General features: G+C 71.1%; 13 protein-coding genes. 6 read left to right on the top strand and 7 right to left on the bottom strand.

Annotated elements, in window-relative coordinates; translation table 11 throughout:
* Positions 1-11 precede the first annotated feature (11 nt).
* The 3 genes from FHR33_RS09690 to FHR33_RS09680 form a co-directional block, all read right to left on the bottom strand.
* Positions 12-1739: a serine/threonine-protein kinase gene (locus FHR33_RS09690; RefSeq protein WP_312895441.1), complete on the bottom strand. Its 1728-nt coding sequence runs from the start codon at positions 1737-1739 to the stop codon at positions 12-14.
* Positions 1740-1882: 143 nt separating this feature from the next.
* A complete protein-coding gene (locus FHR33_RS09685) occupies positions 1883-2983 on the bottom strand; it encodes a glycoside hydrolase family 53 protein (protein WP_183645621.1) in 1101 nt (366 codons plus the stop codon).
* Positions 2984-3013: 30 nt separating this feature from the next.
* On the bottom strand, positions 3014-4981 hold the full coding sequence (locus tag FHR33_RS09680) for a beta-galactosidase (protein WP_183645620.1): 1968 nt from the start codon (positions 4979-4981) through the stop codon (positions 3014-3016).
* A 188-nt stretch (positions 4982-5169) separates the two neighbouring features.
* Here FHR33_RS09680 and FHR33_RS09675 point away from each other — a divergent pair, with 188 nt between their 5' ends.
* Genes FHR33_RS09675 through FHR33_RS09660 form a run of 4 tightly spaced genes read left to right on the top strand, consistent with a single transcriptional unit; the run spans position 5170 to position 9168 of the window.
* Positions 5170-6474, top strand: coding sequence for an ABC transporter substrate-binding protein (locus FHR33_RS09675; protein ID WP_183645619.1), 1305 nt, complete (start codon positions 5170-5172; stop codon positions 6472-6474).
* Positions 6471-7355, top strand: a complete 885-nt coding sequence (locus FHR33_RS09670) for a carbohydrate ABC transporter permease (RefSeq protein WP_183645618.1) — start codon at positions 6471-6473, stop codon at positions 7353-7355. The genes FHR33_RS09675 and FHR33_RS09670 overlap by 4 nt, the downstream gene beginning before the upstream one ends.
* Positions 7352-8176: a carbohydrate ABC transporter permease gene (locus FHR33_RS09665; RefSeq protein ID WP_183645617.1), complete on the top strand. Its 825-nt coding sequence runs from the start codon at positions 7352-7354 to the stop codon at positions 8174-8176. The genes FHR33_RS09670 and FHR33_RS09665 overlap by 4 nt, the downstream gene beginning before the upstream one ends.
* Positions 8173-9168: a LacI family DNA-binding transcriptional regulator gene (locus tag FHR33_RS09660; RefSeq protein WP_312895440.1), complete on the top strand. Its 996-nt coding sequence runs from the start codon at positions 8173-8175 to the stop codon at positions 9166-9168. Before FHR33_RS09665 ends, FHR33_RS09660 begins: the two co-directional genes overlap by 4 nt.
* A gap of 38 nt (positions 9169-9206) precedes the next feature.
* Here FHR33_RS09660 and FHR33_RS09655 read toward each other — a convergent pair whose 3' ends face one another.
* Positions 9207-10538: a serine hydrolase gene (locus FHR33_RS09655; protein WP_183645616.1), complete on the bottom strand. Its 1332-nt coding sequence runs from the start codon at positions 10536-10538 to the stop codon at positions 9207-9209.
* Positions 10539-10649: 111 nt separating this feature from the next.
* Here FHR33_RS09655 and FHR33_RS09650 point away from each other — a divergent pair, with 111 nt between their 5' ends.
* A complete protein-coding gene (locus FHR33_RS09650) occupies positions 10650-12374 on the top strand; it encodes a sensor histidine kinase (RefSeq protein WP_183645615.1) in 1725 nt (574 codons plus the stop codon).
* Positions 12367-13035, top strand: a complete 669-nt coding sequence (locus tag FHR33_RS09645) for a response regulator transcription factor (protein ID WP_183645614.1) — start codon at positions 12367-12369, stop codon at positions 13033-13035. The genes FHR33_RS09650 and FHR33_RS09645 overlap by 8 nt, the downstream gene beginning before the upstream one ends.
* 7 nt (positions 13036-13042) lie before the next feature.
* On the opposite strand, the gene lepB is transcribed toward FHR33_RS09645, so the two are convergent.
* The 3 genes from lepB to glk form a co-directional block, all read right to left on the bottom strand.
* Positions 13043-13765 (bottom strand): signal peptidase I, encoded by a 723-nt coding sequence (lepB, locus tag FHR33_RS09640; RefSeq protein WP_183645613.1) that lies wholly within the window; start codon positions 13763-13765, stop codon positions 13043-13045.
* Between the two features lie 614 nt (positions 13766-14379).
* A complete protein-coding gene (gene eda / locus FHR33_RS09635) occupies positions 14380-14991 on the bottom strand; it encodes a bifunctional 4-hydroxy-2-oxoglutarate aldolase/2-dehydro-3-deoxy-phosphogluconate aldolase (protein WP_183645612.1) in 612 nt (203 codons plus the stop codon).
* Positions 14988-15953, bottom strand: coding sequence for a glucokinase (gene glk, locus FHR33_RS09630; protein WP_183645611.1), 966 nt, complete (start codon positions 15951-15953; stop codon positions 14988-14990). The genes eda and glk overlap by 4 nt, the downstream gene beginning before the upstream one ends.
* Positions 15954-15995 lie beyond the last annotated feature (42 nt).

Raw genomic sequence — 15995 nt, 5'->3', positions numbered from 1 at the left:
GGCCCCGCCCCTCAGCCGAGAACGACCTTGATGCCCCTGCTCAGGCCCGAGTCGTGCAGTTCCACCCCTGCGGGATCGGCCTCCTTGGGAAGCTCGAAGACCAGCCCGCCGGTGAACGACTCGCCCGGCCCGATCCTGATCGGCTGGATCTCCTTGCCCGCCCTGTCGAGCAGCTTGGCGGCGCTGTGCCTCATGTCGTCGTTGTCGAGCAGCTTCTGCTGGCCGGGGTAGAGCACCCGGCCCTCCTGGCCGATGTTGCTGACCTTCAGCGACACCCTGCACGTGCGCACCTTGGCGGCCTGCGCGGCCTTCGCGCACTTGTGCCCCGTGACGGTGAAGCGGAGCTTGCCGTCCTGCACGGGACCCTCGGCCCCGATGGCGGGCGGCTTGAAGATCCACGCGACCGCGGCGATCAGCAGCAGCACCAGGACCACCACGACGGCGGCGGCGACCAGGCATCCGCTCAGCACCCCGCCCCTGCGCGCGGGCCGGGGCGGCAGCGGCCCCTGCCCGGTCATCTGGTACGGCGGGCGCTGCGGCAGCGGGCCCTGACCGGTGGCGTGATAGGGCATCGGCCCGCCCCCGGTCGTCTCGGCCGGGTTCGCGCCGTGCGGCACAGGACCCCGCCTGGTGGCCGTCGGCGGGATCGTCATCTCGGCGGGCGGCACGAACGGGCCGGGCCTCGGCGGGACGGTGGTCTCGGCGGGCGGCACGAACGGCCCCTGCCTGGGCGGGATCGTCGTCTCGGCGGGCGGAGGGGGTGGAGCCTGCCGCGAGGGGGGCGGGGGAGCGGCCTGCCGCGAGGGCGGCCGTTGCCTGCCGGGCGGAGGCGACCAGCCCTGCCCGGGCGGCGGCTGCCGTACACCGAGGTCGGCGGGGTTCCACGAGTCGGTGAGGTGACGGGTGGCGGCCAGCTGGGCCCCTGCCACGTCGGGCGCGCCCACCAGCTCCAGCAGCAGCTCGCGCGCCTGGGGACGCCGTGAGGGGTCGGGGTGGATGGCGGCCGCGACCAGCCGGTCCAGCGGTGCGGGCAGCCCGCGCAGGTCGGGAGGGGCGGTCCGGGCGCGCGCCGCCATCACGTAGGCGTCACCCGAGCCGAAGGGATGGCCGCCGAGCCCCGCGTAGGCGATCAGCGAGCCCCAGGCGAACACGTCGGCGGCGGGGCTGGTGCGCCCCTCGAAGACCTGCTCGGGCGCGATCCAGCCGGGAGTGCCCATCACCAGGCCCACGTTGGTGTGCCGCGAGCCCACCTGCGTGGAACGCGCCAGGCCGAAGTCGATCACCCTGGGCCCTGCGAGCGTGAGCATCACGTTGGCCGGCTTGAGGTCGCGGTGGACCAGGCCGGCGGCGTGGATCGCGGTGAGCGCCGCGGCCACGCCCACGGCGGCCGAGTGCAGCACCGAGGGCTGCAGCGCGCCGTGCTCGATGAGGTGGTCCTCGAGCGAGACGCCGTCGATGTACTCGGTGACCAGGTAGAGCATGCCGCCGTCGTCGCCGTGGTCGAGCACGCGGGCGGTGCAGAAGGAGGCCACCCGCCTGGCGTTGGACACCTCTTCGTGAAAGCGCGCCCGGTAGACGGGGTCGGCGGCGAAGTCGCGCCTGATCGCCTTCACCGCGACCTTGGCCCCGTCGGGGGCCGTCGCGAGGTAGACCGTGCCCATGCCGCCCGAGCCCAGGCGGCTCTCGAGCCGATAGGGCCCGATCGCGGCGGGGTCGTCAGAGGTCAGCGGCGATCCCACCGTCGCTGCCCCCTCGCCTTCGTGATCCCGCCGTCCCAACCGACCGTCCTCCGCCCGGATGACCGTATTCACCCGGAACTCTAACCGAGGAACGGCCCGCGGGTGGCCCGTCTCCCGCGCGGGACGGGAGACGGGCTGAACGGTCAGCGGCCGCCGAGCGCCCGCATCGCGGGCAGCGCCCTGTCGTCGAAGCCGAACAGCGCCTGGTTCTCCCACGCGTTGCCCGAGGCGGGGTCGGCGGGGTCCCATCCGTTGCCCCGCACGGCGGTCCAGGTGGCCTCCCAGCTGAACACGCCGAGCCCCCGTCCGCCGGGGACCGCCCTGACCAGGTCGCTCACCTTCCTGAGCATGGCCGCCTGCCCTTCGGGCGTCGCGGGATAGCCGGGGTACGGCTCGGCCGAGGTGATGATGTTCTCCCAGCCGTCCTCGTCGGCGGTGGTGAACGGATAGGCCGTCTCGGCGACGAGGAGCGGCTTGCCGTACCTGGCGGCCACGTCGTTCATGTTGGTCTGGAACGCTTCCAGCGTGCCGTGCCAGAACGGGTAGTACGACAGCCCGATCACGTCGAAGCGGACGCCGTGGGCGACGGCGTTGTCGAACCACCACCGGTACAGGCCGTTGTCGGCGCCGTCGGCCAGGTGCAGGACGACCTTCGTGGCCCGGCTGACCTCCTTGACCGCGTCGGAGCCGGCGTTCAGCAGGGCGGCCATGCCCTGCCAGTCGTCCCAGCGGCCCTCCGGCCACAGCAGGCCGCCGTTCAGCTCGTTGCCGACCTGGACCAGGTCGGCGGGCGTGCCCTGCCGCTTGAGCGCGTCGAGCACGTCGAAGGTGTGGTCGTGGACCGCCTGGCGCAGCTCCTCGAAGGACAGCGCCGCCCACGCGGCAGGCTTGTTCTGCTTGGAGGGGTCGGCCCAGCTGTCGGAGTAGTGGAAGTCCACCAGCAGCTTCAGCCCCGCGGCCCTGGCCCGCCTGGCGACGGCCAGGACGTGCGGCCTGGTGTTGTAGCCGTCGGCGGGCTCGACCCACACCTTGAGCCTGATGTGGGTCAGCCCCGCCGCGCGAAGGATGCGCAGCGGGTCGCCGCGCCGGCCCTCCGCGTCGCGGTAGACGCCGCCCAGCGCCTCGGACTTGGCGAGGCTGGAGACGTCCGCGCCTCTGATCGGCAGCGGTCCGCCTTCCGCGTGGGCGGGAGGAGCGGTGAGTAACGCCGCGACACAGAGGAAGGCGGCGATGGCTCGCTTCACAGGGACCTCCTGGGGGGTGTGAGGGTGTTCTCAGGCCTCTCGGACGACCGCGACCGCCCCTGCGGGCACGGTGCAGGAGCCGTCGTGGACGCCGCCGTCGAGCAGGTTCACCCCGCTCACGCCCGCAACCGTGACGGGGGTGTCGCCGTGGTTGATCAGGAAGACGTGGCGGCCTCGCCGTACCAGCTCGAGCTCGTCGGGCAGGTCACGGGGACGGGTGACGCCGGCGTGGTCGAGGACCTCGGCCAGCAGTCCGCGCAGGCCGGTGACCGGCGCGGTGGCCAGGTACCAAGCGCTGCCCGCGCCGAGGTCATGGCGGGTGAAGGCGGGGTGGCCCGCGTCGGGGCCTTCGGCGAAGGAGCGAAGGGCCCGCGCGCCCGCCGGCCTGACCCGCTCCGACCAGATCCTGCCGGACAGGCCGCCCGACAGGCCCACGCGCTCGTCCTCGCGCAGCGGGTGGAACTCCTCCACCGACAGGCCGAGGACCTCGCGCAGCGCGCCGGGGAAGGCCCCGGGGTGGATGGTGTCGTGGGCGTCCACGATGCCGGAGAAGAACGAGGTCAGCAGGTGGCCGCCCGACTCGACGTAGCGGTGCAGGTTCTTGGCCGACGCCTCGGTCACCAGGTAGGAGCTCGGCGCGACCACGAGCCTGTACGCCGACAGGTCGGCGGAGGGATGGACGAAGTCCACGGTGACGTGCTCGCGCCACAGCGCCTCGTAGAAGGCGTCGACCCGCTCGCGGAAGGACACGTCGACCGAGGGCCGCCAGTCGAGCTCGAGCGCCCACCACGACTCCCAGTCCCACACGACGGCCACCTCGGCGGCGACCGTGCTGCCGGCGACCTCGGCGAGCGCCTCGACCTCGGCGCCCAGGGCGACCACGTCGCGCCACTGGCGGGAGTCGGTGCCCGCGTGCGGGATCAGCCCCGAGTGGAACTTCTCCGCGCCGAACCGCGAGGCCCTGATCTGGAAGAACATCACGCTGTCCGACCCGCGGGCCACGTGCGCGAGGCTGTTGCGCCGCATCTCGCCTGGGCGCTTGGCGATGTTGCGGGGCTGCCAGTTGACCGCCGCGGTGGAGTGCTCCATCAGCAGCCACGGCCTGCCACCGGCCACCGACCTCGCCAGGTCGGCCGACATGGCCAGCTCGATGTGGTTGTCGGGCTTCTCCGCCGACAGGTAGTGGTCGTTGGCGACGACGTCGACCTCGCGCGCCCACTGCCACAGGTCGGTCGACTTGCAGTTGACGGTGCCGGCGAAGTTCGTCGTCACCGGCAGGTCCGACACCCGCCGGATGAGGTCGCGCTGCAGCGCGTAGTGCGCGCGGTGCTGCTGGTCGCTGAAACGCGCGTAGTCGAGGCGCTGGGCGGGGTTGACCGCGGTGTGGTTGGCCCTGGGAGCGTCGATCTCCTCCCAGTCGGTGTACCGCTGGCCCCAGAACGTTGAGCCCCAGGCGTCGTTCAAAGCCGACAAGTCCCGATATGTACGGCGAAGCCACTCGCGCCAGGCCCGCACGCTGTGATCGCAGTAGCACTCGCCCAGCGGCGCGCCGTACTCGTTGTGCACGTGCCACATCACCACCGCGGGATGGTCCTTGTAGTGGCCCGCGAGCGCGGTGACCAGCCTGGAGGTGGCGGCCAGGAAGTCGGGGGAGCTGGAGCACGCGCTCTGCCGCCCGCCGAACCCGATGCGCCTGCCCTCGCGGTTCACCGGCAACGCGTCCGGATGCTTCCTGACGAACCACGCCGGAGGGACAGCCGTCGGCGTCGCCAGGTTCACCGCGATCCCCGCGGCGTGCAGCCGGTCGACGATCTCGTCCAGCCAGCCGAACTCGAAGCGGCCCTCGGCCGGCTCCATCAGCACCCAGGAGAACATGCCGAGGCTGACCAGGTTCACCCCCGCCTCGCGCATGAGGACGATGTCCTCCTCCTGCACCTCCCGTGGCCACTGCTCCGGGTTGTAGTCGCCCCCGAACGCGATCCCGTCACGCATCAACATCCCCAATCGTTCTGTGAACGTGCACAGTATCGGCACATCCGCCGTGCAGGGAACCCACCTGGACCTTAACGAGAACGTAACGGGCACTTGACGGGTCATCTCTGCGGCAATCAGTCTGTGCACGTTCACAGAGTCTGCGGCGCGCTGCCGACAGCTTAGAGTTCTCATCTCGGTGCTCGGAGGAACAAATGCGTACAAAACTCCTGGGCGTGGCCGCTCTCGTGGTCACGCTGGCGGCGGCGGGCTGCGCTTCGGAGGGAGCCGCCCCGGCCCCTGAGGCGACCCAGGCGGCTCCCCAGGGTCCGGTGAAGCTCACCTACTGGACCTGGGCTCCCAACATGGACAAGATCGTCGCGGTCTGGAACCAGGAACACCCCGACATCCAGGTCACCGTCAGCAAGCAGGCGGGCGGCGACGACGCGGCGGCCAAGTTCCTCACCGCGGCCAAGGCGGGCAACCCTCCGGACCTCGTGCAGGCCGAGTACCAGCACCTGCCCTCGTTCATCGCCGCCGACGCGGTCGCCGATCTCACGACCGCCGCGGCCCCGGTCAAGGCCGACTTCTCCGAGGGCGTGTGGGGTCAGGTCACGCTCGGCACCGACACCGTCTACGCCATCCCGCAGGACAGCGGCCCGATGATGCTCTTCTACCGCAAGGACCTGTTCGACAAGTACGACATCGCCGTGCCGAAGACCTGGCAGGAGTACGCCGAGGCCGCGCGCAAGGTGCACGAGCAGGACCCGAAGGTCTTCCTCGGCACCTTCTCCAGCAAGGACCCCGGTGCCTTCACCGGCCTGGCCCAGCAGGCGGGCGCCCAGTGGTGGGCCATCGACGGCGAGTCGTGGAAGGTGAACGTCGCCGACGAGCCCACCACCAGGGTCGCCGACTTCTGGGGCGGCCTGGTCAAGGAGGGCGTCATCGACGGCATGCCGTACTTCACCCCCGAATGGAACAAGGCGCTCAACGACGGCAAGCTGCTCACCTGGCCTTCGGCGATCTGGGCGCCCGGCGTGCTGTCGAGCAACGCTCCCAAGGCCAAGGGCAAGTGGGCCGCCGCGCCGCTGCCGCAGTGGAAGGCGGGGGAGAACTTCAGCGGCTTCTGGGGCGGCTCGTCGGTCGCCGTCGCGGCCAAGTCGAAGCACCAGGCCGCCGCAGCTAAGTTCGCCACCTGGCTCAACACCGACGCCAAGGCCGTCGACCTGCTGGTCAAGGAGGCGGCGATCTACCCCGCCGCCACCAAGGGACAGAGCGCGCTGACCGAGGCGCCCGACTACTTCTCCACCCAGCCGGACTTCTGGCAGCAGGCCGCCGGGGTCGCCGCCGGCGCCAGGGGCTTCACCTTCGGCCCGAACGTCGGCGTCACCTACAACGCCTTCAAGGACTCCTTCGACAAGGCCGTGCAGGCCAGGTCGTCCTTCTCCGACGCCGTGCGCGCCATGCAGGAGGCGACCGTCGCCGACATGCGCAAGTCCGGTTTCCAGATCGCGCCATGAACCGACGCGTCAAGGCCGCGCCGTACCTCTTCCTGACCCCCGCGATCGTCCTGTTCACGCTCTTCCTCGCGCTGCCCGTCTGCTACACCTTCTACCTGTCCATGCGCAGGGTGAAGGTCTCGGGGCTCGGGCTGGGCAAGGGCTCGCGCCAGGAGATCTTCGTGGGCCTGGACAACCTGGCCGCCGCCGCCACCGACGGCGAGCTGTGGGCAGGATGGCTGCGCGTGCTGGGGTACGGCGCGCTCGTGCTGATCGTGATGCTCGGCCTGGCCCTGCTGTTCGCGCTCCTGCTCGACTCCGCCCACGTACGGCTGGCCAGGTTCTCGCGCATCGCGATCTTCCTGCCCTACGCGGTTCCAGGAGTGGCGGCCACCCTGCTCTGGGGCTTCCTCTACCTGCCCTCGCTCAGCCCCCTGCGCGCCCTGCTCGACGTGGACTTCCTCGGCGCGACCACGATCACCTTCTCCATGGCGAACGTGGCGGTGTGGGGCGGCGTCGGCTTCAACATGCTCGTGCTCTACACCACCCTGCGGGCCATCCCCCGCGAGCTGTACGAGGCCGCCAGGATCGACGGAGCCACCGAGACGCAGATCGCGCTCAGGGTCAAGATCCCGATCCTGGTGCCCGCGATCATCCTTACCACGGTCTTCTCGGTCATCGCGACCATCCAGGTCTTCACCGAGCCGACCACGCTGCGGCCGCTCACCAACACGATCAGCTCGACCTGGAGCCCGCTCATGAAGGTCTACCGCGACGCGTTCGTCACCGGCGACCTCTACTCGGCCGCCGCCACCTCGATCGTCATCGCGGCCGTCTCACTCGTGCTGTCGTTCGGCTTCCTGCGCGTGGTGCGCGGGCGCGCCTTCGGGGAGGAGTCATGACCAGGCGCCTGGCGCCGACGGGGCTGCTGCTCCTGGGCGCGATCTACTGCCTGTTCCCGGTGAGCTGGGTCCTGGTGGCGGCTACCAAGTCACCCGCGGAGCTGTTCACCACCTCCACCCTGACGCCGGGCACCGGGCTGCTGTCCAACATCGAGGAGCTCTTCGCCTACCGCGACGGGGTGTTCTGGCTGTGGCTGGCCAACACCCTGCTCTACGCGGGCGGCGGCGCGCTGCTGTCGACCGCGGTCAGCGCCGTCTCCGGCTTCGCCCTCGCCAAGTACCGCTTCCCCGGCCGCGACGCGATCTTCAACCTGCTCATCGGCGGCATCCTGGTCCCCGCCGTCGTGCTGGCGATCCCGCAGTACCTGCTCTTCTCCCAGATCGGCATGGCCGACACCTACTGGGCGGTGCTGCTGCCCCAGATCCTGCACCCCTACAGCATCTACCTGGCCCGCATCTACGCGACCGCGGCCATCCCCGACTCGCTGCTGGAGGCCGGCAGGCTCGACGGAGCGGGGGAGTGGCGGCTGATGACCAGGGTGGCCATCCCGCTGATGGTGCCCGGCATGGTGACGATCTTCCTGTTCCAGTTCGTGGCGATCTGGAACAACTTCCTGCTGCCGTTCATCATGCTCGGCGACGACGGCAAGTTCCCGCTCACCGTCGGGCTCTACACCATGCTCGCCGCGGGCGCCAACCAGCCCACCCTCTACAACCTGATCCTGACCGGCGCGCTGCTGTCGATCATCCCCTTGATCGCGCTGTTCCTGACGATGCAGCGATACTGGAGGACCGACCTGTCCTCCGGAGCCGTCAAGTGAAACGTCCCACCATCCACGACGTCGCCGCCGCCGCGGGTGTCTCCCGCGGCACGGTGTCACGCGTGCTGAACGGCGACAAGTACGTCAGCGCGGCGGCCCGCGCGGCCACCGAGAGGGCGATCGCCGAGACCGGCTACGTCGTCAACCGCGCCGCGCGCAGCCTGGTCACACAGAAGACGGGCTCGGTGGTCATGGTGCTGTCCGACCCGCACGAGAAGCTGTTCGAGGACCCCAACTACAGCGTCCTCATCAGTACGGCGGTGCGCCGCCTGGCCGAACGCGACGTCTCGCTCGTCATGATGATGGCGGGCGACGACGGCGACAGGCAGAGGGTCATCCGCTACATCAGGGGCGGCCACGCCGACGGCGTGTTCCTCGTCTCGACCCACGCGGGCGACCCCCTTGCCGACGCCCTCGGCTCCGACGTCCCCGTCGTTGCACAGGGCGCGGTCATCGGCAAGGAGAACGTCATCCCCTACGCCGCCGCCGACGAGCGCCTCGGCGCCCGCCAGATGACCTCCTACCTCGTCGAGCAGGGCCGCAGGCGCATCGCCATGATCACCGGGCCCATGGACACGCCGGGCGGCACGCAGCGCCTCGAGGGCTTCGCCGACGTGCTCGGCCGCAAGGCCTCCAAGAAGCTCATCGCCCACGGCGACTGGTCGCGCGCCAGCGGCGAGCGGGCGATGACCCAGTTGCTGGAGCGCTCTCCCGATCTCGACGCCGTCTTCGTCGCCTCCGACCTGATGGCGGCCGGAGCCCTTGCGGCCCTGCGGGCGGCGGGGCGGCGCGTCCCCGACGACGTCGCTGTCGGCGGGTTCGACGACTCCTCCGTCGCCGTCTCCACCCACCCGCCCCTCACCACCATCCGCCAGCCGCTGGCCAGGGTGGCCGAGGAGACGGTCAGCCTGCTGCTGGCGCTGATCGACGGCGCGGCGGGCGTCGAGCCGGTGATACTGCCGACGGAACTGGTGATCAGAGAGTCCGCGTGAGCGCCGCCGAGTGTGGCGAGGACCTCGCGATGAGGCTCTCAGCCCTTGGCCATCAGCTCGAAGGCGCCCTTGGCCAGCGCGAGCGCCTCGGTGGCCACGTTGCCCTCGTCCAGCGGCGCCTTGGTGTCGGAGGCCATCGTGGTGACGAAGAAGGTGCGTCCGTCCTTCGTCGTGGCCGAGTGGCCGAGTGCCAGCACGCCCGCCTCGGAGCCGCCCTTGAACCAGGCCGGACGCCACTTCTTCGCGTCGAGGCCGAGCCCCGCGTCGCTCTGGGACATGACCTCGCCTACGCGCCTGTCGCCGAGCACGCGCAGCCTGGCGTGCGCCGCGCACACCTCGCCGGGGGTGCCGAACCACTCGATGGTGTCCAGCTCCCGGGGTGAGACCCACGGCTTGATCGCGCTGAGCGGGATCTTGGCGACCACCCTGTCCAGGTAGGCCCGCCGCTGCTTCTCACCGAGCGACAGGTAACGCTTGGCATGCTCGGGATAGGCCGCCCCCTTGAGCGCGAACAGCTCCCGCGTGGTGAGGAGAGGGGCGTTGCGCGACTGGTAGGCCTCGACCGTCTTCCTGCCCACCTTGTGCATCAGCAGGTCGGTGGCGGTGTTGTCGCTGATGCCGATCATCAGCTTGGCCGCCTCCAGCACCGACACCTTGCTGTTGTCGGGCCTGTCCTGCAGTTCGCCGCTCGGCAGGCTCTTGAGCGAAGGCTTGATCGTCAGCTTGGTGTCCCAGTTGGGAATCTTCTTGGCGACCGCCGCGAGGACGTAGAGCTTGAACATCGAGCCGAGCGGCCTGGGAGTGCGGGGGGCGAGCAAGCGCACGGGCACGCAGCGCCCGTCACGGGTGATCTCGGCGGCCAGGAAGCCCACTCTCGGCGCCACCTTGCGGACCCGCTCGTCGATCTCCTTCCAGGTCGTGGGGGTGGGCTTGGGCGTGACGGGAGGCGTCATCCGCAGCCCGGAGATCTTCCCCTCCGCGTCGACCGTCAGCTCCATCCAGAGCGTCCTGCCGCCCGTCGTCACCTCGGCGGTGATCGCGGTGTCCACCGCGTAGAGGATCTTGATCAGGCGCAGGTCCTTGGTGCCGACCAGGACCGCGTTGAGCTCGGCCGGCGGCAGGGCGGAGAGCATGAGCGCGGAGAAGTGCTCGGTGAGCTGCTGCTCGGGGATCGGCGCGTCAGGAACGGCGGACATCAGCCAGCTCAGCTGCCTGCCTGCCGGGGTGTCGGGGATGGGGACGTCGCGCGCCACGGCGGATGCCGAGACGGGCGCGGTGGACGGCGTCGCGGAGGCCAGGGCCGAGGGCGCGGCGGCGCACGCCGTCAGCAGCAGCGAGGAGGCGGTCACGGTGATGGCGACGGATCTCATGGCTTCCATGCAAGCGAGCAGGGCAGCGCGCGCCCACCATGCCAGCCGCATCGTCAAGTGTGCGGTTAACCTCATAGACGCCGCCCGGCTTTCACACGACGATGGGTGCCCATGGGTTCGAGGTTGACGGCCGGGCTCCTCGTGGCGCTGGCCGCCGTGAGCCTGACCACCGGCGCGCTGCTGGAGTCGGGGCTGCCCCCGCCTCCCTCTCAGCTCGCCTTCATCCTGCTCGGCCTCGTCACCCCCGCGCTCGGCTGGTTGCTGGCCGTCAGGCGGCCCTTCAGCCCCTACGGCTGGCTGCTGCTTGCCACCGCGGTGTTTCTGGGCCTCGGCTCGCTCGGGGTCGGCATCGCGCTCGCGGCCGGCACACCCACGGGCGTGCCAGGCTGGCTTGCGGGGCTGTTCGCCGTGTACTTCGGGCTGAACTCGATCTTCGTGCCGCTGCTGTTCCCCGAGGGCCGGCTGCCCTCCAGAAGGTGGCGGCCCGTCGCGTGGATCTCGGCGGGCACGATCAGCGCCCACGCGCTCGGTGTCGTGGCGGCATGGCCCGTCTCGGGACCGCAGAGCCCGCCGGTGTCCATGACGGCGGCCGCCGTGGGCGCGCTCGGGCAGATCCTGTCGTGGGTCATGGCCGTCATCGTGCTGGTGGGACTGGTCGTGCGCTGGCGGCGCAGCGCGGTCACCGAGCGCGGGCAGTACGCGTGGATGGTCGCGGGCGCGGGCGCCAACACCCTGTCCTTCGTCGCGCTCATCGTCTTCCTCATGGGCGGCGATGCCGGATGGGGACTGGTCGGGATGACCGGCACCCTCGGATCGCTGCCCGCCGCGGTCGGCGTGGCGATCGTCAGGCACCGGCTGCTCGACATCAGGTTCGGGGTCCGGGGCTCCAGGCTGCTGTTCGTCTTCGACGTACGGCCCTCCGTGGGTGACGTGCTCTCCAGCCTGGGCTCGGCCATGGAGGAGCGCCCCGAGCCCGCGGCGCTGATCGGCAGGCTGGCGGCGAGCGTGCGCTCGGCGCTGGAGACCACCTGGGCGGCCGTACGGCTGGCCGACGGCACCCGTGTCGTGGCCGGGGTCGAGGTGGGCCCCCCCGCGCTCGTCGTGCCGGTCAGGGGCGGGCTCGGCCAGCTTGAGTGCGGCCCGAGGCAGCACGGCAGGCTGACCGCCGACGACCGCCGCTTCCTGGAGGCGCTGGCCGTACCCGCGGGGCTGGCCATCCAGAGCGAAGGGCTGGCCGTACGGCTGGTCAACGCGCAGGAGGCCGAGCGGCGGCGCATCGAGCGCAACATCCACGACGGCGTCCAGCAGCAGCTCGTCGCCCTGATCGCGGGGCTCGAGCTGGCCAGGGCCACGGGTGGCGGCGCCGACCTGCTCACCGAGCTGCGCGAGCAGGCCCGTCAGACCCTGACGGACCTGCGCGAGCTCGCCGCCGGCATCCACCCCTCCGCGCTCGGGCAGGGCGGCCTGGTCGAGGCGGTCGAGGAGCGCTGCGCGAAGCTGCCGGTGCCCACGAAGGTGAGCGCGGGCGAGGGCCTGCGCGCCACCCGCTTCTCCGACGAGGTGGAGGGCGCGATGTACTTCACCGTGAGCGAGGCCGTCGCCAACGCGCTCAAGCACGCAGCGGCGACGAGGATAGAGGTGCGGCTCGACCGCGAGGAGGGCCGCCTGCACGCCCGCGTCGTCGACGACGGCAGGGGGTTCGACCCCGCCACGACCGCCAGACGCGGCCTGGCCACGCTCGCCGACCGCCTCGACGCCCTCGGCGGAGGGCTGGAGATGCAAGCCGCCCCGGGGAAGGGAACACAGATGACGGCCTGGGTGCCTGTCGATGGGTGAGCGGCTGCGCACGGTGGTGGCCGACGACCACTACCTGGTGCGGGAGGGAACACGGCGGCTGCTCGAGCTGTCGGGCGAGGTCAGCGTCGTGGGCGCGGTCGGCGACGCCGACGAGCTGCTCGACGCGGTGCGCAGACTCGCGCCCGACGTCGTCGTCACCGACATCAGGATGCCGGGAGGCGCGTGGAGGGCGGGCTTCGAGGGCATCGACGCCGCCCACCGCGTCCACGCCGAGCATCCTGGGGTCGGCGTGGTGGTGCTCTCGCAGTACTCCGACGCGCTGTTCGCCTTCGAGCTGTTCAAGCACGGCACCGAGGGCTTCGCCTACCTGCTCAAGGACAGGGTGGGCGACCTGGAGGAGCTGCTCGGCGCGATCAGGGCGGTCGCCTCGGGCGGCTCGGTGATCGACCCCAAGGTGGTGGAGGGGCTGCTGGCCAGGCGTGCGGTGCGGGCCGAGCAGGAGGAGCTGACGCCGCGCGAGCGCGACGTGCTGCGCGAGATGGCCAGAGGAAGATCGAACGGCGGGATCGCGCGGGCGCTGCACCTGTCGGTGTCGTCGGTGGAGAAGAACGTCAACGCCATCTTCACCAAACTCGGCCTGGAGAACAGCGGCGACGTCCATCGCCGCGTCGCCGCCGTTCTGGCCTATCTCGGTCCTTGACCCGCGCTCACTTCTTCAGACCCGGCTGATCGAAGGTCGAGGGGATGTCGAGGGAGGTCCAGCGCGAGACCGGCCACATGATCACGAAGGCCCTGCCGAGCACGTTGTCGACCGCGATCGTGCCGCCGCCGGGGTCGCCCGTGTGGCCGCGCGAGTCGTAGGAGACCGAGCGGTGGTCGCCCATGACCCACAGCCTTCCCGCGGGCACCTTCACCTCGAAGGGACGGTCGGAGGGCTCGTCGCCGGGGAAGAGGTAACTCGTCTCGTCCAGCGGCACGCCGTTGACCGTGACCCTGCCCTTGGAGTCGCAGCACTTGACGGTGTCGCCCGGCACGCCGATGACCCGCTTGATGTAGTCCTTCTCGCCCGGCACGAGCCCGAACAGCTCGCCCACCCAGCGCAGCGCCCCTGTGACCGGGTTGGTCGGCTCCTCGGTGACGACCTCGGGATCCCACGAGTCTTCACCGTTGAAGACGATGACGTCGCCGCGCTCGATGTCGCGCGTGTGGTAGACGAGCTTGTTCACCAGCACCCTGTCGTTGATCAGCAGGGTGTTCTCCATCGACTCCGACGGGATGTAGAACGGCTGGACGATGAACGTCTTGATCAGCAGGGCGAGGCCGAGAGCCACGACGATGAGGATCGGCAGCTCCTTCCACGAGGAGCCCTTCTTCTTGTCGCTCTTGCCGTCCTCGGCGCGTTGCTGCGCGTCTTCACCGATCACGTCCACCTCGTCCCCCCGGAAGGCGCTTCGTCGCCATGGTTGATGCTTCCATCATCGCTGATGGGGCAGCTCAGCTTCCTGATCTCATGCCCAACAGTCAATTCGAATCCTCTCGTGCTCCGCGTCAAGTCGGCGTATGGCGCCTTCGCCCGGGGCGGCACGCCGCCGGAGAGGGGTGGCGCAGCCGTGGCCAGGCACGGCGGGGGAGCCCGTGAAGGGGTGGGAGAGCGCGCTGGGAAGGCTCGCGTGGAAGCGGCCGAGGCGGATGGCAAAGATCACTTCCCTCGGTGCGCCCATCCCGCGATGATACCGCCGCGAGCTGCGTCCCAGCGGTCCCAGCCGCTGCGAGGACAGCGGAAAGGCCCGGGGCGCGGGGTGCGCGCCACGGGCCTGTTCCACGAGCGCCGCGCCGGGTCACGGCGCGCTCATGGCCGGCGGCGGGCGAGGGAGGTTGTCCCGCCGACGAGTCTCATCCGGGTCTCTCGGTTCGGCGCCGTCCCAGGCCAGGCGTCGTCCTCGGCTCGGGTCGTTCTCGGCTCGGGTGGTCGTTCTCTGCCCGGCACCGTTCTCTGCCCGGGTGGCCGTTCTCGGCCCGGCCCGTTCTCGGCCCGGCACCGTTCTCAGCGCAGCGCGGCCGCCTCCGCGGCGAGCTTTCTCACGCGCTCCCAGTCACCGGTCGCCAGCGCGTCGGCGGGGGTGAGCCAGGTGCCGCCCACGCAGCCGACGTTCGGCAGAGCGAGGTAGTCACGCGCGGTCTCGAGCCTGATGCCGCCCGTCGGGCAGAACCTGACGTCCGGCAGCGGCCCCGCCAGCGACTTGAGGTACGGCAGGCCGCCCGCGGCCTCGGCGGGGAAGAACTTCAGCTCGCCGATGCCCCGTTCGGCCAGGGCCATGACCTCCGATGCGGTCGCGGCGCCGGGCAGGAAGGGCACCCCGCTTGCCAGCAGAGCGTCCACCAGCGACGGAGTCGTCCCGGGGGAGACCAGGAACTTGGCCCCAGCCTCCACAGATGCCGAAATATCGGAGGAAGTCCGGATCGTGCCCGCACCGATCACCGCGTCGGGCACCTCGGCGGCGATGCGGGAGATCGCCTCCAGCGCGCCGGTCGTGCGCAACGTGACCTCGATGACCGGCAGGCCACCTTCCACCAGGGCGCGCGCCATCGGCACGGCGGTCTCCACGTCGTCGATGACGACGACGGGCACCACGGGGGCGAGGTCGAGCAGACTCATGGGACGAGCTCCTTCAACGATTGCTGCGCCAGCCACGCGGCCGCTCCGGTGAGCGCCGGCTGGGGCGCGACGATCAGGGTGGTCGCGATGGCCGACAGGTAGTCGACCAGGTGGGGCGTGGCCTCGAACCGGCGGCGGAAGTCGCTGGCGCGGACCCGATCCACGATACGGGGCAGCACGCCGCCGCCGAGGTAGACCCCGCCTCTGGCGCCGAGGGTCAGCGCCACGTTGCCGGCGAAACTGCCGAGCATCCCGCAGAACACCTCGACCGTCTGCGCGCACAGCGAGTCGTCGAGCCTGGCGACGATGTCGGAGGCCGTCAGCCTGGGCACGGAGACGCCGTTCACCACCGCGAGGGCGCCGTGCAGGCGCGTCAGCCCTGGCCCGGAGAGCAGGTCCTCGGCCACCACGTGCGCCATGCCGCCCGCCCGCAGGACGCGGACGACCTCCAGCTCCCTGTCGTCGAGGACGGGCACGGTGACGTGGCCCCCCTCGCCGGGAACGGGGACCCAGCCGCGCTCGGAGGGCACCAGCGCCCCCACCCCGAGCCCCGTGCCGGGGCCGAGGACGGCCTTGACCCCCCGCGCGGGCGGTGGGCCGCCCAGCGCGATCAGGTCGTCGCCGTCCAGGTGGGGCAGCGACAGCGCCAGCGCCTCGAAGTCGTTCAGCAGCGTCGCGTAGGGGATGCCGAGGTCGCGCACCGACCCCGTCCACGGCAGGTTGGTCAGCCGGTAGACGTCGCCGTCGATCGGCCCGGCGACCGCCAGGCACGCCGCTCCCGGCCGCACTCCGCCCGCATGGTCTGCGAGATAGGCGGCTACGGCGTCGGGAAGCGTGGCATGGTCGGCTCCGGCCAGCACGGCCACCTCGGTGGGCGGCCCGCCGGGCTCGCGGACGAGCCCGAACCTGGCGTTGGTGCCCCCGATGTCGGCCACCAGCCAGGGCAGGTCGAACGCGCTCACCGCGCACCTCCTGCGGGGTGAAGCTGCTGAGGGGCGGTGGGG

This window comes from Nonomuraea dietziae (assembly GCF_014195505.1).
GTDB classification, from domain to species: domain Bacteria; phylum Actinomycetota; class Actinomycetes; order Streptosporangiales; family Streptosporangiaceae; genus Nonomuraea; species Nonomuraea roseola.
Note: the sequence above shows the minus strand (reverse complement) of the source record. Positions and strands in the feature narration are given on the sequence as shown.

Excerpts from the sequence above, each read along its gene's own strand:
- FHR33_RS09680 (WP_183645620.1), bottom strand. The coding sequence starts at position 4,981 with ATGTTGATGCGTGACGGGATCGCGTTCGGGGGCGACTACAACCCGGAG.
- eda (WP_183645612.1), bottom strand. The coding sequence starts at position 14,991 with ATGAGTCTGCTCGACCTCGCCCCCGTGGTGCCCGTCGTCGTCATCGAC.
- FHR33_RS09655 (WP_183645616.1), bottom strand. The coding sequence starts at position 10,538 with ATGAGATCCGTCGCCATCACCGTGACCGCCTCCTCGCTGCTGCTGACG.
- FHR33_RS09665 (WP_183645617.1), top strand. The coding sequence starts at position 7,352 with ATGACCAGGCGCCTGGCGCCGACGGGGCTGCTGCTCCTGGGCGCGATC.
- FHR33_RS09645 (WP_183645614.1), top strand. The coding sequence starts at position 12,367 with ATGGGTGAGCGGCTGCGCACGGTGGTGGCCGACGACCACTACCTGGTG.
- FHR33_RS09675 (WP_183645619.1), top strand. The coding sequence starts at position 5,170 with ATGCGTACAAAACTCCTGGGCGTGGCCGCTCTCGTGGTCACGCTGGCG.
- FHR33_RS09670 (WP_183645618.1), top strand. The coding sequence starts at position 6,471 with ATGAACCGACGCGTCAAGGCCGCGCCGTACCTCTTCCTGACCCCCGCG.
- FHR33_RS09650 (WP_183645615.1), top strand. The coding sequence starts at position 10,650 with ATGGGTTCGAGGTTGACGGCCGGGCTCCTCGTGGCGCTGGCCGCCGTG.